Annotated in this window: 26 protein-coding genes; 12 read left to right on the top strand and 14 right to left on the bottom strand. The window is 68.1% G+C overall.

The features are described from left to right. The first annotated feature begins 26 nt into the window (after window positions 1-26). The 3 genes from ACFOMP_RS16100 to ACFOMP_RS16090 are packed head-to-tail and all read left to right on the top strand — an operon-like array spanning window position 27 to window position 1,725. A complete protein-coding gene (locus ACFOMP_RS16100; protein WP_379032354.1) occupies window positions 27-632 on the top strand; it encodes a glutathione S-transferase family protein in 606 nt (201 codons plus the stop codon). Continuing rightward, window positions 629-1,096 carry a ribonuclease HI gene (rnhA, locus tag ACFOMP_RS16095; protein WP_379032351.1) on the top strand — a complete coding sequence of 156 codons (468 nt, stop codon included), beginning with the start codon at window positions 629-631 and terminating at the stop codon, window positions 1,094-1,096. The genes ACFOMP_RS16100 and rnhA overlap by 4 nt, the downstream gene beginning before the upstream one ends. Continuing rightward, complete coding sequence (locus tag ACFOMP_RS16090) at window positions 1,093-1,725, top strand: trimeric intracellular cation channel family protein (protein WP_379032348.1); 633 nt, start codon at window positions 1,093-1,095, stop codon at window positions 1,723-1,725. Before rnhA ends, ACFOMP_RS16090 begins: the two co-directional genes overlap by 4 nt. Here the strand turns inward: ACFOMP_RS16090 and ACFOMP_RS16085 are convergent. Both ACFOMP_RS16085 and ACFOMP_RS16080 read right to left on the bottom strand, forming a co-directional pair. Next, window positions 1,722-2,045 (bottom strand): VOC family protein, encoded by a 324-nt coding sequence (locus ACFOMP_RS16085; RefSeq protein ID WP_289893671.1) that lies wholly within the window; start codon window positions 2,043-2,045, stop codon window positions 1,722-1,724. The genes ACFOMP_RS16090 and ACFOMP_RS16085 overlap by 4 nt on opposite strands. 48 nt (window positions 2,046-2,093) lie before the next feature. Continuing rightward, window positions 2,094-2,495, bottom strand: coding sequence for a group III truncated hemoglobin (locus ACFOMP_RS16080; protein WP_058098337.1), 402 nt, complete (start codon window positions 2,493-2,495; stop codon window positions 2,094-2,096). A 216-nt stretch (window positions 2,496-2,711) separates the two neighbouring features. Between ACFOMP_RS16080 and ileS the strand changes: the two genes are divergently transcribed. Then, entirely contained in the window at window positions 2,712-5,642 is a 2,931-nt protein-coding gene (gene ileS, locus ACFOMP_RS16075; protein WP_379032343.1) for an isoleucine--tRNA ligase, read from the top strand. 53 nt (window positions 5,643-5,695) lie between these two features. Here ileS and ACFOMP_RS16070 read toward each other — a convergent pair whose 3' ends face one another. From ACFOMP_RS16070 to ACFOMP_RS16055, 4 genes are all read right to left on the bottom strand, one after another. Beyond that, window positions 5,696-6,895, bottom strand: a complete 1,200-nt coding sequence (locus ACFOMP_RS16070; RefSeq protein WP_379032340.1) for a hypothetical protein — start codon at window positions 6,893-6,895, stop codon at window positions 5,696-5,698. Between the two features lie 426 nt (window positions 6,896-7,321). Beyond that, complete coding sequence (locus tag ACFOMP_RS16065; protein ID WP_379032337.1) at window positions 7,322-8,422, bottom strand: calcium-binding protein; 1,101 nt, start codon at window positions 8,420-8,422, stop codon at window positions 7,322-7,324. Between the two features lie 179 nt (window positions 8,423-8,601). After that, window positions 8,602-9,198, bottom strand: coding sequence for an HNH endonuclease (locus ACFOMP_RS16060; protein ID WP_379032334.1), 597 nt, complete (start codon window positions 9,196-9,198; stop codon window positions 8,602-8,604). Between the two features lie 147 nt (window positions 9,199-9,345). After that, entirely contained in the window at window positions 9,346-9,666 is a 321-nt protein-coding gene (locus ACFOMP_RS16055) for a DMT family transporter (protein ID WP_019351460.1), read from the bottom strand. Between the two features lie 96 nt (window positions 9,667-9,762). Between ACFOMP_RS16055 and ACFOMP_RS16050 the strand changes: the two genes are divergently transcribed. Next, window positions 9,763-10,182: a VOC family protein gene (locus ACFOMP_RS16050; RefSeq protein ID WP_379032331.1), complete on the top strand. Its 420-nt coding sequence runs from the start codon at window positions 9,763-9,765 to the stop codon at window positions 10,180-10,182. Between the two features lie 198 nt (window positions 10,183-10,380). On the opposite strand, the gene ACFOMP_RS16045 is transcribed toward ACFOMP_RS16050, so the two are convergent. From ACFOMP_RS16045 to ACFOMP_RS16035, 3 genes are read right to left on the bottom strand one after another with little or no spacing between them, the layout of a single operon-like run. Further along, entirely contained in the window at window positions 10,381-11,040 is a 660-nt protein-coding gene (locus ACFOMP_RS16045; RefSeq protein ID WP_379032328.1) for an alpha/beta hydrolase, read from the bottom strand. A gap of 10 nt (window positions 11,041-11,050) precedes the next feature. Further along, a complete protein-coding gene (locus ACFOMP_RS16040) occupies window positions 11,051-11,674 on the bottom strand; it encodes a DNA-3-methyladenine glycosylase family protein (RefSeq protein WP_379032519.1) in 624 nt (207 codons plus the stop codon). Beyond that, window positions 11,674-12,306: a GntR family transcriptional regulator gene (locus ACFOMP_RS16035; RefSeq protein ID WP_289893680.1), complete on the bottom strand. Its 633-nt coding sequence runs from the start codon at window positions 12,304-12,306 to the stop codon at window positions 11,674-11,676. Before ACFOMP_RS16035 ends, ACFOMP_RS16040 begins: the two co-directional genes overlap by 1 nt. Window positions 12,307-12,371: 65 nt before the next feature. Here ACFOMP_RS16035 and ACFOMP_RS16030 point away from each other — a divergent pair, with 65 nt between their 5' ends. From ACFOMP_RS16030 to purF, 6 genes are all read left to right on the top strand, one after another. Beyond that, the gene (locus tag ACFOMP_RS16030) at window positions 12,372-13,058 is read left to right on the top strand and encodes a pyrimidine 5'-nucleotidase (RefSeq protein ID WP_379032324.1); all 687 of its coding nucleotides are present in this window, start codon (window positions 12,372-12,374) and stop codon (window positions 13,056-13,058) included. Window positions 13,059-13,117: 59 nt separating this feature from the next. After that, on the top strand, window positions 13,118-13,327 hold the full coding sequence (locus ACFOMP_RS16025; protein WP_289893682.1) for a hypothetical protein: 210 nt from the start codon (window positions 13,118-13,120) through the stop codon (window positions 13,325-13,327). 18 nt (window positions 13,328-13,345) lie between these two features. Next, the gene (locus ACFOMP_RS16020; protein ID WP_289893683.1) at window positions 13,346-14,536 is read left to right on the top strand and encodes a UbiH/UbiF family hydroxylase; all 1,191 of its coding nucleotides are present in this window, start codon (window positions 13,346-13,348) and stop codon (window positions 14,534-14,536) included. 141 nt (window positions 14,537-14,677) lie between these two features. Continuing rightward, window positions 14,678-16,042 carry a DNA repair protein RadA gene (gene radA, locus ACFOMP_RS16015; protein WP_289893684.1) on the top strand — a complete coding sequence of 455 codons (1,365 nt, stop codon included), beginning with the start codon at window positions 14,678-14,680 and terminating at the stop codon, window positions 16,040-16,042. A 51-nt stretch (window positions 16,043-16,093) separates the two neighbouring features. Next, complete coding sequence (locus ACFOMP_RS16010; RefSeq protein WP_379032320.1) at window positions 16,094-16,723, top strand: CvpA family protein; 630 nt, start codon at window positions 16,094-16,096, stop codon at window positions 16,721-16,723. Window positions 16,724-16,856: 133 nt separating this feature from the next. Further along, the gene (purF, locus tag ACFOMP_RS16005) at window positions 16,857-18,353 is read left to right on the top strand and encodes an amidophosphoribosyltransferase (protein ID WP_289894869.1); all 1,497 of its coding nucleotides are present in this window, start codon (window positions 16,857-16,859) and stop codon (window positions 18,351-18,353) included. A gap of 146 nt (window positions 18,354-18,499) precedes the next feature. On the opposite strand, the gene ACFOMP_RS16000 is transcribed toward purF, so the two are convergent. The 4 genes from ACFOMP_RS16000 to gmk all read right to left on the bottom strand — a co-directional run bounded on the left by ACFOMP_RS16000 (window position 18,500) and on the right by gmk (window position 21,186). After that, the gene (locus ACFOMP_RS16000) at window positions 18,500-18,883 is read right to left on the bottom strand and encodes a translation initiation factor 2 (RefSeq protein WP_379032317.1); all 384 of its coding nucleotides are present in this window, start codon (window positions 18,881-18,883) and stop codon (window positions 18,500-18,502) included. 97 nt (window positions 18,884-18,980) lie between these two features. Then, on the bottom strand, window positions 18,981-20,033 hold the full coding sequence (locus tag ACFOMP_RS15995) for an ATP-binding protein (RefSeq protein ID WP_379032314.1): 1,053 nt from the start codon (window positions 20,031-20,033) through the stop codon (window positions 18,981-18,983). Beyond that, window positions 20,030-20,557, bottom strand: coding sequence for a gamma carbonic anhydrase family protein (locus ACFOMP_RS15990; RefSeq protein WP_379032311.1), 528 nt, complete (start codon window positions 20,555-20,557; stop codon window positions 20,030-20,032). Before ACFOMP_RS15990 ends, ACFOMP_RS15995 begins: the two co-directional genes overlap by 4 nt. Continuing rightward, complete coding sequence (gene gmk, locus ACFOMP_RS15985) at window positions 20,554-21,186, bottom strand: guanylate kinase (protein ID WP_289894870.1); 633 nt, start codon at window positions 21,184-21,186, stop codon at window positions 20,554-20,556. The genes ACFOMP_RS15990 and gmk overlap by 4 nt, the downstream gene beginning before the upstream one ends. A gap of 201 nt (window positions 21,187-21,387) precedes the next feature. On the opposite strand from gmk, the gene ACFOMP_RS15980 reads away from it, so the two are divergent. Beyond that, on the top strand, window positions 21,388-22,164 hold the full coding sequence (locus tag ACFOMP_RS15980) for a PAS domain-containing protein (RefSeq protein ID WP_379032308.1): 777 nt from the start codon (window positions 21,388-21,390) through the stop codon (window positions 22,162-22,164). 70 nt (window positions 22,165-22,234) lie between these two features. On the opposite strand, the gene ACFOMP_RS15975 is transcribed toward ACFOMP_RS15980, so the two are convergent. After that, on the bottom strand, window positions 22,235-23,641 hold the full coding sequence (locus ACFOMP_RS15975; protein ID WP_379032305.1) for a class II 3-deoxy-7-phosphoheptulonate synthase: 1,407 nt from the start codon (window positions 23,639-23,641) through the stop codon (window positions 22,235-22,237). Between the last annotated feature and the right edge of the window lie 205 nt (window positions 23,642-23,846).

Raw genomic sequence — 23,846 nt, 5'->3', positions numbered from 1 at the left:
GGGCCTCTAACGGAGAAAGGGGCGGGATGAAGCTCTGGTCGATGCCGTCATCCGGGAACAGTTACAAGGTGCGGCTGGCGCTGGCGCTCTTGGGCCGCGATTGCGAGATCGTCGATGTCGAGGAATCCTCGGCCGAGCTGGCGGAGGCCAAGGCGGCGGGGCGGCTGCCCTTCGGCAAGGCGCCGGTGCTGGAGCTGGACGACGGGCGGCGATTGCCGGAATCGAACGCGATCCTGGGCTGGCTGGGCGAGGGCACGCGCTTCGTGCCGGCCGATGCCTTCGGACGTGCCGCCATGCTGGGCTGGATGTTCTGGGAGCAAAACCAGCATGAGGGGGTGATCGCCGTGCGCGCGGCCTTGCAGACCTATCCGGCGCGCCGGCACCTGGCGACACCCGAGCGCATGGCGGATCTGCTGGAGCGCGGCCATGCGCTGTTGCAGGTCATGGAGGATCGGCTGGCCGGGCAGGACTGGCTGGTGGGCGATGCCGTGAGCCTCGCCGATATCTGCCTTTACGGCTATACCCATACCGCGGGCAGCCGCGGCGGCTTCGACATGGCGCGTTTCCCCGGCATCGGCCGCTGGCTCGACCGCATCGCCGCCCTGCCCGGCTACAGGGGGCTGGAGGCATGAGCGCGCTGTTCGCCTGGACCGACGGCGCCTGCAGCGGCAATCCCGGCCCCGGCGGTTGGGGGGTGCTGATGCGTGCCATCGAGGACGACCGGGTGGTGAAGGAGCGCGAGCTGTCCGGCGGCGAATCCGAGACCACCAACAACCGCATGGAACTGATGGCGGCGATCTCGGCGCTGGAGACGCTGACGCGGGCCAGCGAAATCACCGTCGTCACCGACAGCGCCTATGTGAAGAACGGCGTCACCCAATGGATCCACGGCTGGAAGAAGAACGGCTGGCGCACCGCCGACCGCAAGCCGGTGAAGAATGCCGAGCTGTGGCAGCGCCTGGATGCCGCGCAGGCCCGGCACAAGGTGCGCTGGGAATGGATCAAGGGCCATGCCGGCCATCCCGAGAACGAGCGCGCCGATGAACTGGCGCGGGCGGGCATGGCGCCTTTCAAGCCGGCCAAGGTCACGGGGTGAGCGTCGCAGCGCTGATCGCGCTGCTGGATCATGCCAGCGTGCTGGTCTTTGCCCTGACCGGGGCGCTGGTGGCCAGCCGCGGGCAGCTCGATGTCGTGGGCTTCATCTTCTTCGCCACGCTGACCGGGATCGGCGGGGGCACCTTGCGCGACCTGGTGCTGGGCCGGGCGCCGGTCTTCTGGGTCGGGCGCCCCGAGCTGCTGTTGCTGACCACCGGCGCGGCGATCGCGGTGTTCTTCAACGCGCATCGGCTGGAAAGCCGCTATCGCGCCATCCTGTGGCTGGATGCCTTCGCCCTGGCCGTGGCGGTGCCGGCGGGTGTCGGCGTGGCGCTGGAGGCCGGTGTGAGCCCGGTGGTTACCGTGCTGATGGGGGTGATGACCGGCACTTTCGGCGGGCTGATGCGCGATGTGGTCGGCAATGAGGTGCCCCTGGTGCTGAAACAGGGCGAGCTTTACGTCACCGCCGCCTTCGGCGGTGCGGTGGCGGCGCTGCTGCTGCTGGGTCTGGGTGCCGGGCGCGGCTGGGCGCTGATCGGCTGCGCGGCCATGGTGCTGCTGCTGCGCGCCGGCAGCATGAGCTTTGGCTGGCGGCTGCCGGTCTACAAGGCGCGGCCGCCGCGCAACTAGGCCGGGGACCAGACCGCCATCTCGGTGCCGCCCGGCTCGCGGAACTGGAAGCGCCGGCCGCCGGGAAAGGCGAAGATCGGCCGGGTGATCACCGCCCCGGCCGCGGTCACCCGGGCCAGCGCGGCCTCGAGATCGTCGGCCTTGAGGATCACCAAGGGCGGGGCCAGCGCGCCGGAAGCGATGCCGCCCGCCACGCCGGCATCGGCGAGCTCTTGATATTCGGGGCCGTAATCGTTGAAGCTCCAGCCGAAGGCGCGGCTGAAGAAGTCCTGCGTGGCCGGCAGATCGGGCGAGGAAAATTCGAGATAGTCGATCTTCATCGGGAAACCCTTTCAGATGTTCCCGTTTTGTTTACACCCGCGCGCGGTTCAGCGCAAGACCGGCGGGCCGGGGCGGCGCTCGCGCAGATCCTCGACCCCCATGCGCAGCCCGGCGCCGATGCGATGCGCCAGCGCCGACCAGGCCCGCGCCGTTTCGGGCGGCAGGGTGCGGCGCAGCGTTTCGTCGAACAGCATGAGCCAGGGTGCGAAATGCTCGGCCCGCACGTCGCCGGCGCGCATATGCACCTGCATCGGATTGCCGTCGTAGCCGCGCTCGTAAAGGATGGCGTTGCGCCAGAACCGGGCGATCTTGGCCTCGTGCTCGGGCCAGTCGGCGACATGGGCGGCAAAGACCGGGCCCAGCACCTCATGCCGGCGGATCGCCGCGTAGAAGGTGGCGACGACGCGGTCGATCTGTTCGGGGGTGACGTCAAAGCGCGGCGGAATCATGGCGCCGATATGGGCCGGGACGGCCGGGCTTGCAAGGCGGCAGCATGTCACGGCCCCCGCCCCGAGAAAGCCGCGCTTGCAGGGCTCGGGGCGGTTTCCTATAACCCGCGCATGTTCAGCAGGGCCGGGATTTTCCGAATTATCCGCCCGGCGGCGTAGGGGGTCCTCGCCGCCGGGTCACGCATGCCTGCCCAGCCAGCGAAGGATTCCCGCCAGATGAGCGACACCACCACCGAAACCCCGGCCGCGCCCGATTACCGCGACACCGTCTTCCTGCCCCAGACCGATTTCCCGATGCGCGCCGGCCTGCCGCAGCGCGAGCCGGAATGGCTGGCCCGCTGGGAACGGATCGGCATCTACGACCGGCTCCGGGAACGGGCGGCGGGGCGCGCGCCCTTCATCCTGCATGACGGCCCGCCCTATGCGAACGGCCATCTGCATATCGGTCACGCGTTGAACAAGACCATCAAGGACATCGTGGTGCGCAGCCACCAGATGATGGGTCGCGACGCCCGCTATGTGCCGGGCTGGGACTGCCACGGCCTGCCGATCGAATGGAAGATCGAGGAGAAATACCGCAAGGCCGGGCAGGACAAGGATGCGGTCGACATGGTGGAGTTCCGCCAGGAATGCCGCCGCTTCGCCGAGGAATGGGTGGCTATCCAGCGCGAGGAGTTCAAGCGGCTGGGCGTCACCGGCAAATGGGACCAGCCCTACCTGACCATGGACTATCACGCCGAGGCGGTGATCGCGGCCGAGTTCATGAAGCTGCTGATGAACGGCGCGCTCTATCAGGGCTCGAAGCCGGTGATGTGGTCTCCGGTCGAGAAGACCGCGCTGGCCGAGGCAGAGGTCGAGTATCACGACCATACCAGCCACACCATCTGGGTGCGGTTCCCGGTGGCATCCTCGCAGGGAGTTTGGGCAACGGAGAGGCCCGCCAGCGTGGTGATCTGGACCACGACGCCCTGGACCATCCCGCAAAACCGCGCCGTGGCCTATAATCCGGGCATTGCCTATGGGCTTTATCGCGTCGATGCGGTGGCCGAGAATGCCACCGCAAAGCCCGGCGAGCTGCTGGTGCTGGCCGATGCGCTGGCCGAGAGCGTGAAACAGGCCGGCAAGATCGAGGATTGGCAGCGGGTGCGCGACGTGACGGCGGCCGACCTGGAGGGCGTGGTGCTGGCGCATCCCTTCCGCGGTGTCGAGGCCGGCGCGGGCGAGTGGGACTATGCCGTGCCGCTGCTGCCCGGCGATCACGTCACCGACGATGCCGGCACCGGCTTCGTGCATACTGCGCCCAGCCATGGCGACGACGACTACCAGCTTGGCCTGCGCTTCAAGCTGCCGATGACCTACAATGTCGAGCCGGACGGTTCCTATCGCGCCGACCTGCCGATCTTCGGCGGCCAGGCCATCATCGGCTCGGACGGCAAGGAAGGCCCGGCCAATGTCAGCGTCATCAAGCAACTGGCCTGGGCCGGCGCGCTGCTGGCCAAGGGCAAGATCAAGCATTCCTACCCGCATAGCTGGCGCTCCAAGGCGCCGCTGATCTATCGCAACACCCCGCAATGGTTCGCCGCCATCGACCACAAGCTGACCGACGGCATGGGCGAATATGGCGACACCATCCGCACGCGGGCGCTGACCAGCATCGACAGGCTAGTGACATGGTGGCCGCAATCGGGCCGCAACCGCATCCATTCGATGGTCGAGAACCGGCCCGACTGGGTGCTGTCGCGCCAGCGCGCCTGGGGCGTGCCGCTGACCTGTTTCGTGAAGAAGGGCGCCAGGCCATCCGACCCGGACTTCCTGCTGCGCGACCAGCGGGTCAACGACCGCATCATCGCCGCCTTTGAACGGGACGGCGCCGACGTCTGGTATCGTCCCGGCTTTGCCGCCGAGGTTCTGGCGGGCGTTGCCGATCCGGCGGATTACGAGCAGGTGATGGACGTGCTGGATGTCTGGTTCGACAGCGGCTCGACCCATGCCTTCGTGCTGCGCGACCGCGCCGACGGCGCGCCGGACGGCATCGCCGACGTCTATCTGGAAGGCACCGACCAGCATCGCGGCTGGTTCCAGTCCTCGTTGCTGCAGGCCTGCGCGACCCGGGGCCGGGCGCCCTATCGCAACGTGGTCACGCATGGCTTCACCCTGGACGAGAAGGGCATGAAGATGTCCAAGTCGCTGGGCAATACCATCGTGCCGGCCGAGGTCATCAAGCAATACGGCGCCGATATCCTGCGGCTCTGGGTGGCGCAGACCGACTATACCGCCGACCAGCGCATCGGCCCCGAGATCCTGAAGGGCACCGCCGACAGCTATCGCCGGCTGCGCAACACGTTGCGCTTCGTGCTGGGCAACCTGGACGGCTTCACCGAGGCCGAGCGGGTCGAGCCGGCCGAAATGCCGGAACTGGAGCAATGGGTGCTGCACCGCCTGGCCCAGATCGACCGGCAGGTGCGCAAGGGCTATGACGGCTTCGACTTCCAGGGCGTGTTCCAGACCGTGTTCCAGTTCGCCACGGTCGACCTTTCGGCCTTCTATTTCGACATCCGCAAGGACGCGCTTTACTGCGATGCGCCCGATTCGGCGCGGCGGCGGGCGACCCGCACGGTTCTGGACCTGCTGTTCCACCGGCTTGTCACCTGGCTGGCGCCGATCCTGCCCTTCACCATGGAGGATGTCTGGCTGTCGCGCTTTCCGTCCGAGGAGGACAGCGTGCATCTGCAGGACTTCCCCGTCACCCCGGCGATCTGGCTGAACGAGGCGCTGGCGCGGAAATGGGAAGCCATCCGCCGCGTCCGCCGTACCGTCACCGCCGCGCTGGAGATCAAGCGCAGCGACAAGGTGATCGGTGCCAGCCTGGAGGCCGCGCCGGTGGTGCATGTCGAGGAGGCCGAGGATCTCAAGGCGCTGAAATCGGTGGATTTCGCCGATATCTGCATCACCTCGGGCCTGAGCCTGACCGCCGACCCCGCCCCGGGTGAGGCTTTCCGGCTGTCGGACGTGCCCGGCATCGGCGTGGTCTTCGAGGAGGCCGAGGGCGAGAAATGCCAGCGCTGCTGGAAGATCCTGCCCGATGTCGGCAGCCACAAGCACCCCGGCACCTGCGCCCGCTGCGATGCGGTTCTGAACGGGGGATAGGCGGCGCGCTCAGGCCGGTTGGGCCGGCCTGAGCGCATGCGGGCCGGCAAAGCCTAGCGGAACCAGAGGCCGGCCCGCCGCAACCGCTGGCGCGTCGCCCGTTCGGTCGGAGGCGGGGTTTCGCCGGCGAACATCGGACGGATCCGGCTGCGCCCCTCGCCGCCGGCGATCAGGCGGGCGACGGCCTCGTCTTCGATCAGCAGGGGCGCGATGCGGGGATCGGCCGTCAGCGCCTCGACCAGCGCCACCACCGCGTCGGATTCGCGGGCGTAGAGCAGCGACAGATTGCGATAATGGCAGGTCGCCCAGCCGTCGAGCCCGTCGAGTTCCGGCCCCGGACGGCCGCCGCCCAGAGAATGGATCACCAGCGGCAGCGTGACCTGATCGAGCCAGGGATCGAGGCTTTGGCAGGCCAGCGCCTCGCCCGGCTGATCCTGGATCGCCACCGCCCAATCCAGGAAGCGGCGGCCGAATTCCTGCGGATCGGCGCCGAAGAACCAGCCGGCGTTGAAATACAGATAGCGTTCCCAATGCTCGTCGGGCTGCGCCGGATCCAGAGAGCTGTCGAAATCCAGGCCGAACCGGTCATAAAGCGATTTCCAGATCTGCGCGTAGCCGGGTCCGTAAGGCGGCGGTTCGGGCCAAGTGCCGCTGCGGCGCATCGAGGCCGAGGGGCGGGCGAAATCGAAATCCACCCGGTCCAGGGGGCCGGTCACCAGGGTGTCGCTGTCGAAGAACACGAAGGGCTGGCCGGCCGGCAGGATGGCCAACGCCTCGATCTTGTTGCCATAGGGATAGCTGTGGCCGAAGCGCGTCGCGGTAAAGGGCACGATCTCGGCGCCGAAGCCGGTCAGCGCGGCGCGCACCGGTTCGGGCATGGCGACGCGGCGCCCGGCCCAGGCGCCTTCGGCACGGGGTTCGGCGACGATCAGCCGGCCCGACCAGCCGGGGGCGTTGTGGCGCAGGCTGGCGGCGAACAGCACCGTCTCGATCCCCAGCCGGCCCCCCTGCCCGATCAACAGGATGTTGAAATCCCGTGCCGCTGCCGGGGTCGCTGCGGGAAGCGCCGGTGCGTCCAAGGCGGGGCCGGGCTTGCGCGCCTCGCGCTCGGCCTGGCGCGCGGCGCGCCTTGCCTCGCGCTCGGCTTGGTTGGCGGCCTGGCGCGCCAGCCGCTCTGCGGCACGGGCTTGTTTTCGGGCAAGATTCGCGGCTTCCGACCCGGCGTCGGTCGAATTCCTGTCCTCTGCGGCCATGCTGCTACCCCACACGAATCTTTCGGTGAGCCGGTCTTAGCAATAATGCAGGGCCTCATTCCAGAGGCGAGTTTATCAATTCCCACTCAACCATAATAAGAGCGGTAGTCGCGGAATAATAAACATATATCATCCCTAAATTGAATGGTTAGGGAATAAATGGACGAAACCTCACCAAAAAGGCAGGTTCACCGTTCCGGGCTTTCATTGCAGGGTGGCGAAAGCCGTTGAACGAGTTCCTCTTTTACAGGTACGGCGAGACCGGGTGAGACATGGGCACTGTCCTCACCCGGTCGCTCTCGTTCCCGAATTTGACATCCAGCCGGCGCCTTGTCGATTCTCCGTTGAGATTACGGCGCTTTCTTGCCGATGCCGTTGCGGCAAGGGTGCGGAACTGCCTGGTTCCGCACCGCCGCCGGGGCCGGTCTACAGCAGGAAATCACCGGCCTGCAGGGTGAATACGCCTTGCAGATGAAAGGCGAAATCCGCCGCGCCGTCGCCGTCCCTGTCTGCCGTGACCACCGTCGTGCCGCCGTTGCGATAATAGCGCAGTTCTCCGGCGCTGCCGGAAAACGCCTCGGTCCCGATGAAGCGGAAGGCGTTGTTGCCGCCTCGATCCAGATCGGCATCAAGCGGCGTCAGGTCGAGCCGGTCGCCTTGCCAGCGCCTGAAATCCATCACCACGTCGCGGCCGGCCGGCCCGATGCCGCTGTCGGCCGGCGCCATGAAGACGAACCGATCCGCGCCCAGACCGCCGAACAGCCGGTCCGAACCCAGGCCTCCGGCCAGGATATCCGCGCCGGCCTCGCCATGCAGCGTGTCGTTGCCGATGCCGCCGAACAGCCGGTCGGCATGAGCGCCGCCCCGCAGCAAGTCGGCGCCCGCCTCGCCCCACAGCAGATCGGCGCCGGCGCCGCCCGAGAGGATGTCGCCGTCGGCGCCACCGAACAGACGATCCTCTCCATCCTCGCCGAACAGCCGGTCACTGCCCAGCCCGCCCCACAGGCTGTCATGCCAGACCCCGCCCCGCAGCAGGTCGTTACCCGCGCCGCCGTAAAGCTGATCCGCCCCGCCGCCGCCGTGAAGTTGATCCCAGCCGTTGCCGCCGCTCAGCGTGTCGCGGCCCAGGCCGCCGTAAAGCGTATCGGAGCCGCCATTGCCATTCAGCAGATCGTTGCCCGAGAATCCCAGGAAGAAATCCGCCCGGCTGCCACCGGAAAGCACGTCGGCGCCGGCAAGGGCTTGGCCGATCACCGCCAGATCATCCGTCAGGCCGGAGCTTGCGGCGGCATCGGCAATATCCGCCGCCGCCATGCGGACGCCCTCGACCGCGGAAAGCCGGTCGTTGCCGTGGTGGAGGATATAGCTGGTGACCGTCCCGGAATAGGGCTGACCGTCACGGTCATAGCGGAACCCCGAGCCCAGGAAAACCTCGCGGAACCCGTCCTCGTAATAGACGGTGAAGCTCGAGGTCGTGCGCCTGACGCTGTCACCATAATACATGTTCGAAAAGTCGATTTCCCTCATGTCGATACCAATCGACGGGTGAACCGTTATTCTTGCCATCCAAACCTCGAAAGCAGCAAAAAAATGTGCCGATGGGTGACGCAATACCCGGTGCAGCGCCGGAAACAAGCCGTGTTTTCGAAGCGCTCGTTTCGTCGGCGCGGGCTAGCGCCAGAGGCGGCGGTGTGCTGTCGCCGGCGTCATTCGGAAAGCAGCTCGCTGTCCCAGTAAAGATAGTCGATCCAGCTTTCATGCAGGTGGTTCGGCGGGAATCGGCGGCCGACCGCGTGCATCTCTTCGGCGGTGGGACGGCACGGGATGCGGCGCAGCTTCAGCCCGGAATGGCGCAGCGACTTGTTGGCCTTTTTCAGGTTGCAGGGCGAGCAGGCGGCGACGACGTTCTCCCAGCTGGTCACCCCCCCGCGCGAGCGCGGGATGACATGGTCGAAGGTCAGATCGCCCTTGGCGCCGCAATACTGGCAGCAGAATTCGTCCCGCAGAAAAAGATTGAAGCGCGTGAATGCCACGCGCTTCTGGGGTTTCACGAAATCCTTCAGCACCACGACCGAGGGGATGCGGATGCTGTGGCGTTGGCTTCGCACCACCTCGTCATATTCGGCGATGATCTGGACCCGGTCCAGGAACACCGCCTTGACCGCCTCCTGCCAAGGCCAGAGCGACAGGGGGTAGTAGCTGAGCGGCCTGAAATCGGCGTTGAGCACAAGCGCGGGATGGTGGCGCAAGAAGGAAGGCTCGCGCACGAACTGCGTTCGGAAATCGCCGTGGTCGTCCAGCATCGGCACCTCGTTTCGCCTTGCCCGGAACTCATCCTGATGGGTAGGCCGACTATATATCGCGGCCATGGGCTGACAAGTCCCCGAATATATGCCCGCCGATCAAATAGCCGCGCGGCGTGACACGGGTGTGACAGGACGATGCGCCGATCAATGCGGCGAGGCAAGCTTCATCAGCACCAGTCCCGAGACGATCAGCACCGCCGCCACCAGGCGCAGCGCATCGGCCGTCTCGCCCAGCAGCGCGATCCCCAGCACGAAGGCTCCGATCGCGCCGATGCCGGTCCAGATCACATAAGCGGTGCCCAGCGGCAGCACCTTCATCGACAGCGACAGGAACCAGATGCTGGCCGCCATCCCGACGACGGTGACCACCGTCGGCCAGGGGCGGGTGAAGCCCTCGGATTGCTTCATGGCAAGGGCCCAGACGATCTCGAAAAGCCCTGCCACGCCAAGATAGATCCACGCCATGCCATTCCTCCTGTCGCGCCGGACCAAGCTGTCGCGCCGGGCGGGGAAGGTCAAGCCGGGCTGGCCCTGCCGGCAAAGAGCTGGCAAGATGGTGGCATGAGAACGCCACCCCAGTTGATCGGGACACTGGAATCCGCGCTCTACGCCGAGGATCTGGACGAGGCCGCGGATTTCTGGACCGGCATCATCGGTCTGACCGAGATCGCCCGCGTGCCGGGCCGACATGTCTTTTTCCGCTGCGGCGGCCAGGTGCTGCTGGTGTTCCGGGCCAGCGCCACGCGCATGCCGCCGAAAGCCGGTGCCCGGCTGCCGGTGCCGCCGCATGGCGCCGAGGGGCCGGGGCATTTCTGCATGGCTGCCGAGCCGGGCGCATTCGACGCCTGGCGCGCGCATCTTGAATCTGCGGGGATAAGGATCGAGGCCGATTTCACCTGGCCGCAAGGCGGCCGGTCGCTGTATTTCCGCGACCCGGCCGGCAATTCCATCGAAATTGCGGATCCGGCCATCTGGACCTGAGAGAAAGGCCGCTCAGCGGCGGGCGCGAACGGTCACGCGCTGCGGTTGCGGGGCAAGGAAACGCAACACCACCGTGCCGGCCGGAATCAGGGCGATCGCGGTCATCCAGATCAGGGTGGTCATGGGCTTTCTCCTCGTCTCTCCAGAATCAAGGTAGGGCCTGGTTCGGGTTTGGCAAGGGCGGGATCGTTCAAACCTTCAGGGTTTGGCGGCAAATCGCTCTTCCAGGAAAGCCAGCGCCACCGACAACCCGTCGGGAGAGATGCCATGCGCGGTGCCCTTCATCACATGCCCGTAGACGGTGAACCCGGCCTTCTGCAACGCTTCGCCCGCGATGCCCATGCTTTCGAAGGGCACCACCGGGTCCTGGTCGCCATGAAGCAGCAGGATCGGCGGTCTGGTCCTGACCTCCCCCGCCTTCTCGGGCTCCAGCAGCCGGCCCGAGAAACCGACCACGCCGGCGATCTCGGGTTCGCGCTGTGGTGCCACGGAAAGCGCCATCATCGTGCCCTGAGAGAAACCGATCAGCGCCAGCCGGTGCGGCGCCAGCCCCTCATCCGCCAGAACCTTGTCAAGGAAGGCATTGATGTCCTTGAAGGATTGCGCGGCCGAGCTGCGCGCCTGCTCCTCGCTGGAGCCATCCATCCAGGGGATCGGAAACCATTGATAGCCCATCGGGTTGTTCACGCAGCGCTCGGGCGCGTCCGGGGCATAGAAGGCGGTGCCCGGCAGGTGCGGCGCCAGCGGATCGGCCAGGCCCAGCAGGTCGGCCCCATCGGCGCCGTAGCCATGCAGGAAGACCACCACGGAATCGGCCTTCTGCGGCCCTTTGCGTTCGGATTTCAATTCGCGCAGCATCTCGTCCCCCCTAACGGACGCCCTCGCGCCCCTTTGCGGCCCGGTAATAGGCCCAGAGCGCCCGGGCCGCAACCGCGCGCCAGGGCCGCCAGGGCGCGGCCAGCGCCGTCAGCGCGGCGGGACCGGGCCGCTCGGGCAGGCCGTAGAGCAGCCGCGCCGCCTCGGCCAGCGCCAGATCGCCGGCAGCGAAGGCATCGGCCCGGCCGAGCGCGAATTTCAGGTAGATCTCGGCGGTCCAGCGGCCGATGCCCGGCAGCGCCGTCAGCCGGGCGATCACCTCGTCGTCGGACAGGCCGCGCAGGCCCGGCCAATCGACCCCGGCCGCGACGATGCCGCGCAGGTAGCGGATCTTCGGGCGCGACAGGCCGGCGGCGCGCAAGGCCTCGTCATCCGCCGCCGCGATCCCGGATTCGTCGGCCAGCCCCGCCGCGGCCAGGCGCGCGCCGATCGCGCTGGCCGCCCGCGTCGAGATCTGCTGCGAGACCAGCGCGTCGCGGATCGCTGGAAATCCCTCGGGCCAGCGCCGCATCGGCAGCGGCAGCAGCGCCGGCAGTTCCCGCGCCCAGACCGGGCAGACCCGCATCAGATGCGCCGCGCCTTCCTCCAGATCGGCGGGCGCGCGGATCTCGCGCATCATTCCTCCTCGTCGGCCAGCCGCGCCTCTTCCTTCAACCGGGTCTCGAAGGCCATCGAGATATGGTGCCGCAGCGCCTGTTCCGCCGTCGCCCCGTCATGGGCGGCGATGGCGTCGACGATGGCCTGATGCTCGTCCAGCGTCACTACGTCGCGGCCCTGCGCCGCCAGGCTGGTGCGTGCCATCAGCGCCATGCTGCGATGCACCAGGTCCAGCTGCTGCACCAGATAGCGGTTGTGCGAGGCCAGGTGGATCTGGTGGTGAAAGCGGCGGTTCGCCCGCGCCAGGGCCTGCGGATCGCCCAGGATGGCGCGGTCGTCCTCGACCATGCCGGCCAGCACGCGCACCTCCTCGGGCGTGGCGTGGCGGGCGGCCAGCCGCGCGGCCAGCGCCTCGAGCTCGGCGCGCACGGTGTAAAGCTCGGCCAACTGGTTGTGGTCCAGCGTGGCGACGATCAGGCTGCGCCCGTCGCGCTTCAGCATCGACTGGGTTTCCAGCCGCTGCAGCGCCTCGCGGACGGGCGTGCGCGAGACGCCGAAGCGCTCGGCCAGCTCAGATTCGACCAGCCGGTCGCCGGGGCGGTAGATGCCGTTGTCGATGGCGGAAAGGATCAGGGAATAGGCGTCTTTCATGGCGGGCACGATTCCCGCTTGGAACGGCGATTGCAAGCGCCATGCCGCGGGTTTAGGCAGTTGTCATGGATTTTCGTCATGTCTCCACCTGGATCTTCGATCTGGACAACACGCTTTATGCGCCCGAGGTCAGGCTGTTCGCCCAGATCGAGCGGCGCATGACCGCCTATGTCATGCGCGAATTGCGCGTGACCGAACCCGAGGCCGGCCGGCTGCGCCGCCATTACTGGCGCACCCATGGCACCACGCTGGCCGGGCTGATGGCCGAACATGGCATCGACCCGCTGCCCTATCTGCGCGACGTCCACGACATCGACTTCACGGACCTGACCCCGGATCCGGAACTGGCGGCGCTGATCGCCGCCCTGCCCGGCCGCAAGATCGTGCATACCAATGCCGACAGCGCCTATGCGGCGCGGGTGCTGGAGCATCGCGGGCTGATGGTCTTCGACGCGATCCATGGCGTCGAAGAGGTGGATTTCCACCCCAAGCCGGATGCGCGCGCTTATGCCGCAGTCCTCGCCGCCGAGGGGTTTGAACCGAACAGCTCCGCCATGTTCGAGGACGACCCGAGAAACCTCGCCGTCCCACATGAGCTTGGAATGCGGACGATTCTGGTCGGTCCGGGGCGCCACGGCCCGGACGAGCTGGCCGGGGACCAGGACCACGGGCCGCATGTGCATTACCGCACCGGCGACCTGACCGCCTTCCTGCGCGGGCTTGCCGGAACCGACGCGCCGGTTAAGACTTGAGCTTCCGTCCGACCGGGAAAACCGCAAGCCCCGGAAAACCGCAAGCCAAGGAACGCGCCATGTCCGAACCGCTCACCCCCGCCGAAGCCGCAGCCCAGAACCGGGCCGAAGCGCGCACCGCGAGAAGCCTTTTCTCCTTCGCGCTGCTGGTCGTGGTGCTTTCGGCCGTCTGCCTCGTGCTTTGGGGCCTGCCGGCGCTCAGCCTGATCGGACTGGCGGCCACCGTGCTGGTCTTTGTCATGCTCGCTGCCTATGCGGCGGGATTCTAGACCGACCGGAACCGGATGATGCAGATCGACAACACCGAGATCCTCGTTTCCGGCGGCGGCATCGCCGGGCTGATCGCGGCCGCAGCCTTTGGCAGCGCCGGCCATGCGGTGACCTGCGTCGATCCCGCCCCGCCGGTGACGGAGGAGACGGCCACGGGTTCGGACCTGCGCAGCACCGCCTTCCTGCAGCCTTCAATCGCCGTGCTGCAGGCCGCCGGGCTGTGGGATCGCCTGCTTCCCCATGCCACGCCCTTGCAGGTGATGCGCATCATCGACGCCGGCGGAAAACGGTCGCAGGCCCGCCTGAGCCGCGATTTCGACGCCGCCGAGATCTCGGACCAGCCCTTCGGCTGGAACCTGCCCAACTGGCTTTTGAAGCGCGAGATCTCGGCCCGCCTCGCCGGGTTGCAGAATGTCCGCTTCCTGCCCGGCACCGGCACGGCAGGGCTGGTGGTCCGCGACAGCGAGGCCTTGGCGACGCTGACCGACGGCAATCGGGTCCGCGCAAAGCTGGTGATCGGCGCCGACGGCCGCAACTCGCCGGTCCGCGAAGCGCTCGGCATCGGCACCCGCACGCTGCGCTATGGCCAGAAGGCGTTGGCCTTCGCCGTCACCCATGAGCGCCCGCACGACAATGTCTCGACCGAGATCCACCGCTCGGGCGGCCCGTTCACGCTGGTGCCGCTGCCCGACCGCGACGGCAAGCCGAGCTCGGCCGTGGTCTGGATGGAGCGCGGCGCGGAAACCGCCCGACTGCGCGCCCTGCCGCGCGAGGCGTTCGAGGCCGAGCTGAACCGCCGTTCGGCCGGGGTTCTGGGCCACCTGACCCAGGCCACGCGCCTGACGGAATGGCCGATCATCAGCCAGATCGCCGACCGATTCACCGGCCCGCGCACGGCGCTGATCGCCGAGGCCGCGCATGTCGTCCCGCCCATCGGCGCCCAGGGGCTGAACATGAGCCTCGCCGATCTCGCCGCCCTGGTCGCGCTGTCCTCGGGCGATCCCGGCAGCGCCGCCTCGCTCGACGCCTATGAGCGCCGCCGCCGCCCCGAGGCGCTGGCCCGGCTGATCGGCATCGACGCGCTGAACCGCGCCAGCATGATCGCGGCCCGGCCGCTGCGCGACCTGCGGGCCGCGGCCTTGGGCAGTCTCTATGCCGCTGCTCCGGTCCGCAAGCTGTTGATGCGCGCCGGATTGGGCATGCACTGAGGGGGTTCCGTTTTCCAGATGCCCATTGCGCAGCGGCGGACGCTCGGGTCCGGCAGCACGGCCTTATGGGTATGCAAGAAACGGCAAGCGCCGGCGCCGGGCCCATGGCGTAGCGCCGCGCAATCTGCCACATAACGGCGCATGGCCAAACCGATCACCGCCTTCACCTGCACCGCCTGCGGCGCCAGCCATCGCAAATGGGCCGGGCGCTGCGAAGCCTGCGGCGCCTGGAACACCATCATCGAGGAAGCGCCGCTGAGCCAGGGCCCCGGCCGCGGCCTGGGCACGCTCAAGGGCAAGAGCATCCCGCTCTCCGGGCTCGATACGCAAGAGGCGCCGCCGCCCCGCGCCACTTCGGGCATCGCCGAGCTCGACCGGGTGCTGGGCGGCGGGCTGGTGCCCGGCTCGGCGATCCTGGTGGGCGGCGATCCGGGCATCGGCAAATCCACGCTGCTTCTTCAGGCTGCCAGCGCCTTCGCCCGTTCGGGGCAAAGCGCGATCTATGTCTCGGGCGAGGAAGCCAGCGCCCAGGTCCGGCTGCGCGCGCAGCGCCTGGGTCTGGGCGACGCGCCGGTGCGGCTGGGGGCCGAGACGGCGCTGCGCGACATCCTGACCACGCTCGACGCCGAGCGGCCCGATGTCGCGGTGATCGACTCGATCCAGACGCTTTGGTCCGACCGGATCGAGGCGGCGCCGGGCTCGGTGGCGCAGGTCCGCGCCGCCGCCCATGAGCTCGTCACCTTCGCCAAGCGCCGCGGCACCTCGGTCATCCTGGTCGGCCATGTCACCAAGGAGGGCCAGATCGCCGGTCCGCGCGTGGTCGAGCACATGGTCGACACCGTGCTGTATTTCGAGGGCGAGCGCGGCCATCAGTTCCGCATCCTGCGCGCCCACAAGAACCGCTTCGGCCCGGCCGACGAGATCGGCGTCTTCGAGATGACCGGCGGCGGCCTGTCCGAGGTCGCCAACCCCTCGGCGCTGTTTCTTTCCGAACGCGGCGAGCCCAGCCCCGGCTCGGCGGTCTTCGCCGGGATCGAGGGCACCCGCCCGGTGCTGACCGAGGTGCAGGCGCTGGTCGCGCCCTCGACATTGGCGAGTCCCCGCCGAACCGTGGTCGGGCTCGATGGCGGCCGGGTCTCGACCATCCTGGCCGTGCTCGAGTCGCGCTGTGCCATTCCCTTCGCGGGGCTCGACGTTTTTCTCAATGTTGCCGGGGGGATGCGTGTCAACGAACCCGCCGCCGACCTTGCTATCGCCGCCGCGCTGCTCAGCGCGCGCGAGGATGCGGCGCTGCCCGCCGATTGCGTGCTTTTCGGCGAGATCAGCCTGTCCGGGGCGCTGCGGCCGGTCGCCCAGGCGGAAAACAGGTTGAAAGAGGCGCAGAAACTTGGTTTTTCACGGGCGATCCTGCCAGCGGCCACCAAGGTCGAGGGCGTGGCCGGCATGCGGATCGACCGCATCGCCGACCTGACAAGTTTCGTGGGCGAGACCTTCGGCGCCGGATGACGGCGGCGGGCCTGGCTTTCAGACGCGGCAAAACCGCGAAAGGGCGTGAAAATGGACGGATTCACCATCATCGACGGCATTGTCGCGGCCGTGATCATCCTCTCGGCGATCCTGGCCTATGCGCGCGGCTTCGTGCGCGAATCGCTGGCGATTCTGGGCTGGATCGGCGCGGCGGTGCTGGCCTTCATCTTCGCGCCGACGGTGCGGCCGATGGTGGCGCAGGTGCCGGGGCTGAACAAGTTCCTGGCCGACAGCTGCGAACTGGGCACCATCGCCGGCTTCGCCGCGGTCTTCGCCCTGGCGCTGGTGCTGTTCTCGATCATCACGCCGCTGTTTTCCTCGGTCGTGCAGCGGTCGGCGCTTGGCGGCGTCGACCAGGGCATGGGTTTCCTGTTCGGGGTGGCGCGCGGCATCCTGCTGGTCGCCATCGCCTTCATCGTCTATGACCGGGTGATGGCGACGCAGCCGGTGGCGGCGGTCGAGAACTCCCGCTCGGCCCAGGTGTTCGAGCGCATGCGCGGCCAGATGGACCAGCAGATCCCGCAGGACGCGCCGGGCTGGGTGGTCAGCCGCTACGAGCAGCTGGTGCGCAGCTGCGCCCCCGCCGGCCAGCCGGTCGATGCCGCGACCCAGACTCCGGCCCAGAGCCCGGCCCAAACTCCCGCGGCGCCGGCGAACTGAAACAATATGCCGCTTTCGTGACATAAAAAGCGCCCCGCCGCGGCGGTGGGGCGTGACTTCGCCGGCCTGACACCCTAGATTGGCGTCAAGCGCCCATGCCCAGCCCCGGAATAGCCCCAAGAGTTCGGTGATGATGCAGCCATTCCTTGCCCATCCCTTCGATTCCGACCGCCTGCACGAAGAATGCGGCGTGTTCGGCGTGATCGGAGTGACGGATGCCGCCAATTTCGTCGCTTTGGGGCTGCACGCCCTGCAGCACCGCGGGCAGGAGGCCGGCGGCATCGTCAGCCATGATGCCGAACAGGGTTTCAACAGCGCCCACCGCTTCGGCTACGTCCGCGACAACTTCACCAAGCAAAGCCTGATGGAAACGTTGCCCGGTTCGCTCGCCATCGGGCATGTGCGCTATTCCACCGCCGGCACCAAGGCCGCGACGGCGATTCGCGACGTCCAGCCCTTCTTCGGCGAATTCGCCATGGGCGGCTGCGCGGTGGCGCATAACGGCAACATCACCAACGCCCTGGCCCTGCGGCGCGAACTGATCGAGCGCGGCTCGATCTTCCAGTCCAGCAGCGACAGCGAATGCATCATCCACCTGATGGCGCGCTCGATCCAGCGCAACATCCCGGAACGGATGAAGGACGCGCTGCGTCGGGTGGAAGGCGCCTTCAGCATCATCGCCATGACCCGCACCAAGCTGATCGGCGTGCGCGATCTGCTGGGCGTGCGGCCGCTGGTGCTGGGCAAGCTGGGCGACGAGGGCTTCGTGCTGGCCTCGGAGACCTGCGCGCTCGACATCATCGGCGCCGAGTTCCTGCGCGAGATCGAGCCGGGCGAAATGGTGGTGATCTCCAAGGGCGAGGTCGAAAGCTCGCGTCCCTTCGGCCCCTCGAAGGGGCGGTTCTGCATCTTCGAGCATGTCTATTTCTCGCGCCCCGATTCGATCATCGGCGGCCGCTCGGTCTACGAGACCCGGCGCCAGATCGGCGTGGAACTGGCGCGCGAGGCCCCGGTCGAGGCCGATCTGGTCTGCCCGGTGCCCGACAGCGGCACCCCGGCCGCCATCGGCTATGCGCATGAAAGCGGCATTCCGTTCGGCATGGGCATCATCCGCAACCAATACATGGGCCGCACCTTCATCGAACCGACCGAACAGATCCGCAACATGGGCGTGCGGCTGAAGCTCAACGTCAACCGGGCGCTGGTCAAGGGCAAGCGCGTGGTTCTGGTGGACGATTCGGTGGTGCGCGGCACCACTTCGCGCAAGATCAAGGACATGATCCTGGATGCCGGCGCCGCCGAAGTGCATTTCCGCATCGCAAGCCCGCCCACCGCCTGGCCATGCTTCTATGGCGTGGACACGCCCGACCGCGACAAGCTGTTGGCGGCGCAGATGTCCGAGGCGGAGATGCGCGAATGGATCGGCGTCGACAGCCTGGCCTTCGTGTCGCTGGACGGGCTTTACCGCGCCGTGGGCGAGGCCGAGGGCCGCAACAAGTCCTGCCCGCAATATTGCGATGCCTGCTTCTCGGGCGAGTATCCGGTGGCGCCCTTCGACCAGCTCGAACGCGGCTTCCGGATGAAATCCGACGGCGTTGCGGGCAATGTGACCGGCCACGCCGCCGAATAGGCCGTCCCACGCGGCCCCGGCGCGGGGCCGCGAAAAATGCCAGGGCTTCCCTGCCCTTTGATCCGGGCCGGTCGGCTGCCGCAGCAGCATTAATCGGGTGCTGCCTGCGGCCCTGTCCGCCTTCTGCGAGCGGGCTCGGTTTCCGGCTATTTCTGGCAGTCGAGCGTGACTTCGACCGGGTTGGGCACCAGTTCCAGCATGGCCCCGCTGCCGACATCGACGCCGGCGCCGATAATGCCGCCGAAGATCACATTGCCGGCCATCGCCGCTCCGCCCCCGCCGGCGACCCGATTGGTCACCCGCACCTGCTGGGGCTGGCAGCGATCCTTGCTGATCAGCGCGTTCAGTTCGGACTTGCGGGGCAGCTTGAAGGTGCAGGGTGTGCCGGTGCAGGTCTCGCCATTGCTCAGCTTCACCTGGGCGCCCTGGGGGGTGGAGTTCACCACCAGCGCGTCCTTGGTGCCCCTGGTGATCGTCGCGCAGCCGGCAAGCGAAAACACGGCCAGGGCCACGCTCAGGAATCGGATCATGTTCAGTCCTCACGTCATGTCGAGAACTTTCAGAGAACACGAGAATCCCTTACAACCGGTAAACCTGCGCGACATTCCGGCAAAGCCGCGCAGGCGCTCAGATCCGTCCGATCTTCTGCGGCAGCAGGACGGTGAAGCGGCTGCCCTCGCCGCGATGGCTTTCGATCCGCAGCCGGCCGCGATGGCGGTTGATGATATGCTTGACGATGGCAAGCCCCAGTCCGGTGCCGCCCTGCTCGCGCGAGCGATGCGTGTCCACCCGGTAGAAGCGTTCGGTCAGTCGCGGCAGGTGCTGGGGATCTATCCCCTCGCCCCGGTCGGCGACGCTTACCGACCAGGCCGGGCCGCGCAGCACCGGCTCATGCTCCAGATGCTCCAGCGTCACCGTGACGACGCCGCCGGTGCCGCCATATTTCACCGCGTTCTCGATCAGGTTGTGAAACACCTGCACCAGCTGGTCGGCATCGCCGGGCAGCGGCACTTGACCCTCGGCGCCCAGCAGATCCAGCCGCACCTCCGCCGCCGCGGCCGCCGGGGCCAGCGTCGCCACCACGCCGCGCAGCAGCCCCGCCAGCTCGATGCCCTGCGCCGGCCGTCGCCGTTCGTCCTGCTCGACGCGGCTCAGGGACAGCAGGTCGGCGATCAGCCGGTTCATGCGGCCGGCCTCGCGCTCCATGATGTCCAGGAAGCGGTCGCGCGCCGCGGCATCGTTGCGGGCCGGGCCGCGCAGCGTCTCGATGAAGCCCATCAGCGCGGTCAGCGGCGTGCGCAGCTCGTGGCTGACATTGGCGACGAAATCGCGCCGCATCAGCTCGGTCTCCTCGTCGCGCGAGCGGTCCTCGATCGCCACCGCCGCGCCGCTGAAGTCCGGGGCGTCCAGCGCCGTCACCGTGACCTCGCAGAAGACGCGCCGTTCGGCGGCGCCCAGGGTCAGCGTCAGCCGCGCCCGGTCCTGGCCGGACAGCACCGCGTCCAGCGCGGCATTCACCTCGGGGTGGCGCAGCACGGTGACGAAGGGCCGCCCGCTTGGCGCCGGCCCCAACAGCGCCTCGGCCAGTTCATTGGCGCCGACGATGCGCGCCTGCCGGTCCACGGCCAGCATCGGCACCGGCACTGCCCGCAGCAATGCGTGAAGCCGCGCCTCCATCATCCCTCGAAGGCCTGGGTCAGGCCCTTGCGATAGCGCGCGGCGTTGCGGCTATAGCCTTCGGCCGATTTCAGCAGCTGCGCCCGGGCGATGTCGTCCAGCTCGCGCACGATCTTGCCGGGCGCCCCCATGACCAGAGAGCCGGGCGGGATCACCTTGTTCTCGGCGATCAGCGCCCCGGCCCCGATCAACGAGCCGGCGCCGATGCGCGCGCCGTTCAGGATGATCGCCCCCATGCCGATCAGTGCCCCGTCCTCGATGGTGCAGCCGTGCAGGATGGCGCGGTGGCCGATGGTACAATTGGCGCCGATGGTCAGCGGATAGCCGATATCGGTATGGCAGACCGTCAGGTCCTGCACGTTCGCGTTGCGGCCGAGGCGGATCTCCTCGTTGTCGCCGCGCAGCACGGCGCCGAACCAGACGCTGGCGCCCGGCTCCAGCACCACCTTGCCCATCAGCTGCGCATCCGGCGCCACCCAGGCGTCCGCGGCAATCTTCGGCGCGATGCCGTCCAGTTCCCAGATCATGCGCTTTCCTCCTCCATCAGGGCGCGAACAAAGGGACCAAGGCCGACCTGCCGGTCGCGGCGCTGCCGCTCGGCCTTCAGGATGGTGATCAGGGTTTCGGCGCTGCGGTCCAGGTCGTCATTGACGATCACGTAATCATATTCCGCCCAATGGCTGATCTCGTTGCGGCTTTTCCGCATCCGCGTGGCGATCACCTCGGGCGCGTCCTGCCCGCGCGAAACCAGGCGGCGCTCCAGCTCGGTCAGGCTGGGCGGCAGCACGAAGATCGAGATCACATGCTTTCCCAGGCTCGAGGCGCGGATCTGCTGGCCGCCCTGCCAGTCGACGTCGAACAGCGTGTCGCGTCCGGCGCGCATCGCCGCCTCGACCGGGCCGCGCGGCGTGCCATAGAAATTGCCGAAGACCTCGGCATGTTCCAGCATCTCGCCGGCCGCGACCATGGCGCGAAACTCGTCCGTGCTGCGGAAATAGTAATGCTCGCCCTCGACCTCGCCGGGCCGCGGCTTGCGGGTGGTGGCCGAGACGGAAAAGCGCAGCTCGCGGTCCCAGTCCATCAACCGCCGCGCCAGCGTCGACTTGCCCGCCCCCGAGGGCGAGGACAGGATCACCAGAAGTCCGCTGCGCTCCAGAACCATGCTCATGTCCCCTGCCGTGCCTCGCGCCGCCTGAATGGCCTCGCCCGCCAGCCGGGTCAAGCCCCGCCCCCGCGGCGACGCGCGGTGACGGCGGATTTTAACCATCGGCCGAGAATTCTCTCGGAAAAGATCGAGGAAGGGTTTAGATTTCCTGCAGGAGTTTGTTTTTCCAGGTAAGCAGGTAAGGCCCGGGCGATGGCGCAGGATCACGGTCAGGACGGGGATTGTCCGCCCAAGCGGCCGGGCTGCAGCCAGGGCAAGCTGCTGCACCTGGCGGATTACGAACCGGTGCAGATCGACCGGATCCTGGGCGAGCTGCGCGGCTATTGGGAAGGGCTGCGCCATGGCCGCGCCATTCCCGCCCGCGGCGATGTCGAGCCGCGCGGCATTCGCCGGGCCTTGGATTATGCCTTCATTCTGGAACGCATCGCGCCGGGTGCGGCGCGCTTTCGCTTGGCCGGGCGGCACCTGATCGACCTGATGGGCATGGAGGTGCGCGGCATGCCGCTTTGCGCCTTCCTGAACACCAGTTCGCGCGGCCGGCTGTCGGACGTGCTGGAAAGCGTCTTCCGCGGCCCGCAGATCGCCGAGATCGCGCTTGAGTCCCCTGCCTCCTACGGCCGGCCCGGACTGCGCGGCGGGATGCTGCTCTTGCCGTTGCGCTCGGATCTGGGCGACGTGACGCGGGCCTTGGGCTGCCTGATCAGCGACGGCAAGCTTGGCCAGAGTCCGCGGCGCTTCGACCTGGTCGGCGACCAGCAATTCCCGGTCATCCCCGGCGCCAGGGTGCTGGAGCCTTCGCCCTCGCACCCGGGGTTCGACGAAGCGCCGGCGCGCTGGCAGGCAAGCCTGCCCGCCGAGCCCCGCCCGTCCGAGCCCGGCTCCGAGCCCGCGACGCCCGAGGAACGCCGGGCGCGGTTCCACGTCATCCAGGGCGTGCCGCCGCCCCGGCCGCGCGGCGGCCGCTTCTGACGACGGCACGAAAAAGGGCGGCAAGGGCCCTGCCCCCACCGCCCGATCCCTGCTCGCGCCCTGCGCCCGCTCAGCTTGCCCTGGCGTGCTTGGAGCCGTTGATGCGGCGGTTGCGCAGTTCCTCGGCCACCAGGAAGGCCAGTTCCAACGACTGGCTGGCGTTCAGCCGCGGATCGCAGGCGGTGTGATAGCGGTCCGACAGGTCTTCGTCGGTGACGGCGCGCACGCCGCCGGTGCATTCGGTCACATCCTGGCCGGTCATCTCGAAATGCACGCCGCCGGGGATGGTGCCCTCGGCGCGGTGGACGGCAAAGAACTCGCGCACCTCGCGCAGCACCGAATCGAACGGCCGGGTCTTGTAGCCCGAGGCCGATTTGATGGTGTTGCCGTGCATCGGATCGCAGGACCAGACGACATTCGCGCCCTCGTCCCGCACCGCCTTGATCAGGCGCGGCAGGTGGTCGCCCACCGCCCCGGCACCGAAGCGGGCGATCAGCGTCAGCCGGCCCGGCTCGTTCTCGGGGTTCAGCTTGGCGATCAGTGCCTTGAGGTCGCTGTCGCTGATCGAGGGGCCGCATTTCAGCCCGATCGGGTTCTGCACCCCGCGCGCGAACTCGACATGCGCGCCGTCGACCTGGCGGGTGCGGTCGCCGATCCAGATCATGTGACCCGAACCCGCGACCGGCAGGCCGGTGGTCGAATCGATGCGGGCCAGCGCCTCCTCGTATTCCAGCAGCAGGGCTTCATGGCTGGTGTAGAAATCCACCTTACCGAGATCATGCGCGGTTTCGGAGGTCACGCCGGCGGCGGCCATGAAGGCCATGGCGTCGCTGATCCGGTCGGCGATGTCGCGATAGCGTGCGGCTTCCTCGCCGCCGGTGAAATCGCTGATCCAGCTTTGCACCCGATGCATGTCGGCATAGCCGCCGGTCGAGAAGGCGCGCAGCAGATTCAGCGAGGCCGCGGCCTGGGTATAGGCCGACAGCATGCGCTGCGGATCGGGAATGCGCGCCTCGGGGGTGAAATCGAAACCGTTGATGATGTCGCCGCGATAGCTGGGCAGCTCCTGCCCGTCCAGCAGCTCGGTCGGGGTTGATCGCGGCTTGGCGAACTGCCCGGCCATGCGGCCGACCTTGACCACCGGCAGTTGCGCCCCCCAGGTCAGAACCACCGCCATCTGCAGCATGACCTTGAAGGTGTCGCGGATGTTGTCGGCCGAGAATTCGGCGAAGCTCTCGGCGCAGTCGCCGCCCTGCAGCAGGAAGGCGCGGCCGGCCGCGACCTCGCCCAGCGAGCCCTTCAGCCGGCGCGCCTCGCCGGCGAAGACCAGCGGCGGGTATTTGGCCAATTGCGCCTCGACGGCGGCGACGGCGGGCTGGTCGGGATAGTCCGGCATCTGGACGCGCGGATAGGCGCGCCAGCCACGCTTGTCCCATGCCTTTGCCGGGGTCGCGGAACTGGAATGCATCGGTGCCATGATCCTATCCTTCATGTGATCGGTGATCGCCATATAGAGGCTGCGGGGGCAAAGGAAAAGCCTTGCGCGCGCCGGGATTGCCTGCTGATCTGCCGCGACAGCAGACGTGCGACCGACATGCCAGATCAGGATCCAGCAGTCCCCCCTTCCCCCGCCCCGCCCCCACCGCCTGCCGCGCCGGCTGTGCAGCGCTATGTCTTCCTGC

It is taken from the genome of Paracoccus simplex, from assembly GCF_042648325.1.
In the GTDB taxonomy this organism is placed as follows: domain Bacteria; phylum Pseudomonadota; class Alphaproteobacteria; order Rhodobacterales; family Rhodobacteraceae; genus Paracoccus; species Paracoccus simplex.
The sequence above is the reverse complement of the archived record's forward strand: the minus strand, read 5'-3'. Positions and strand labels throughout refer to the sequence as shown.